This is a genomic window from Halopiger djelfimassiliensis (assembly GCF_000455365.1).
Lineage (GTDB): Archaea > Halobacteriota > Halobacteria > Halobacteriales > Natrialbaceae > Halopiger_B > Halopiger_B djelfimassiliensis.
This window is the reverse complement of sequence record NZ_HG315684.1, coordinates 1,075,881-1,077,627: the sequence shown is the minus strand read 5'-3', so window position 1 is coordinate 1,077,627 and position 1,747 is coordinate 1,075,881. Positions and strand designations below refer to the sequence as shown.

Here is a 1,747-nt window from a genome sequence, read left to right as displayed (position 1 = left end):
GACGGCCTCCGGCTCCGCGAGGATCGTCCGGTGAAGCGTCTCGTAGAGCAGTCGCGCACCCGTTTCCCCTTCGTCGTCGCTGAACTCGAGTTCCGTGCGCCCGACCGAATCGACGTGGAGCGTGTCGGCGGTCAACAGCGCCCGATCGTCCACGAGGAGATTGATCATCTCGCTCGTGTGGCCCGGCGCGACGATCGCTTTGAGGGTCCGCTCGCCGACCGCAAGCACCTCGTTTCGATCGAGGGGCGTGTACTCGAGGTCGACGTCGCGTTCGGCGGCGCGTGCGCCGAGATAGTACGGTACATCGAGGCTGGCGGCCAGATCGGGCCCGCCGGAGACGTGGTCGGCGTGGACGTGGGTGTCGATCACGCCCGTAATCGTGAGGTCGGCCTCCTCGGCGGCGATCTCGTACTCGTCGACGTCGGCCGTGGGATCGACGACGACGGCCTCACCCGTGGCGTCACAGCCGACGACGTACCCCAGACACCCCTTCGCGCGGCGCTGGATCTGGACGATCGTCGCGCCGTCGCCGACGTCGATCGCGACGTGATCGTAGACGCCGCTCCAGCCTTTCATGCCGCCGTCGACGGTCTGGACCTCGTACTCGTCGGTCGCCGACTCGAGCCGGGTCGCCAAGTTGCCCGAGGAGATGCCTTTCGCACAGATCGTGATCACGCGCTCGGCGTCGCCGACGGTCGCTTTGAACTCCTCGAGACGCCCGTCGAGTTCCTCTTCGGGGCCGAACGGGAAGTTGATCGCCCCCGGGACGTGCCAGGACTCGTAGCTGTCCTCGGGGCGCGTATCGACGAGGGTGAACTCGGCGTCCTCGTCCTGGAGTTCGGCCAGGCGGTCGGCGGAGAGTGTCGTGACCATACCCTCACGTACGCCGTCGCGTACCGTAATGGTCGCCGCGGCAGATTCCGGGCCGTGTCGGCATGTTCCGGGCACGGATCATCAATAGTATTACAGTTTTGCGGACAGTGACGTTCGCTCGAGCGATGGTGATATACGACCGGCGCGACGCGAGGGAGTTCGAACCGATCGACCGGCGGCCGGACGGGTTCGGCTGGGTCGCGCACCCACACGAGACGGCGGTGCGGGCGAGCCACGCCGTACGCTGTGACGACGGCGTCTGGATCGTCGATCCGCTCTGGGCACCGGGCGTCACGGACCGGATCGACGAACTGGGAGCCGTCGCCGGCGTCGTCGTCTGTTTCAACTGGCACGGCCGCGACGCGGACCGGTTCGCTCGCCACTACGACGTCCCCGTGTTCGTGCCCGACTGGAACGGCATGAGCCGGGTCGTTTCCCGGATCGATGCGCCGATCGAGCGGTTCGCGGACCGGTTCGGCGAGGGCGAGTCGGGGTTCGAACTGATACGGTGTGAACCGATGGCCGGCTGGTCGGAGGCGATGGCCTATCGCGAGTCCGACGGCACGCTGTACGTTCCCGAGTCGCTCGCGACCGCGCCCACCTACACCGTCGGTGACGAACGACTCGGTGCGGGCGTGCTCCGCCGGCTCGATCCGCCCCGGGATCAGCTGTGGCCGCTCGAGCCCGACCGGGTCCTCGTCGGCCACGGTGCCGGCGTGATGGACGAGGCGACGCGGGCGCTCGAGGACGCCCTTGCCGGTTCTCGACGGCGGCTGCCGCGGGCGCTGCTTCGAAACGGGGGCGCGCAGATGCGGGCGCTTTTCGCTGCCGTACGCGACTAGGTGTCACGGCGGACGATCGATGGCGCAATCAC

General features: G+C 68.1%; 2 protein-coding genes. One reads left to right on the top strand and one right to left on the bottom strand.

Annotated features, from left to right (window positions below):
• Window positions 1-873 (bottom strand): MBL fold metallo-hydrolase (locus TX80_RS05370; RefSeq protein ID WP_049921963.1); only part of this gene is annotated, 873 nt, incomplete at its 3' end.
• Window positions 874-1,001: 128 nt separating this feature from the next.
• Here TX80_RS05370 and TX80_RS05365 point away from each other — a divergent pair.
• Window positions 1,002-1,715, top strand: a complete 714-nt coding sequence (locus TX80_RS05365) for a hypothetical protein (protein ID WP_049922220.1) — start codon at window positions 1,002-1,004, stop codon at window positions 1,713-1,715.
• The last annotated feature ends 32 nt before the right edge of the window (window positions 1,716-1,747 follow it).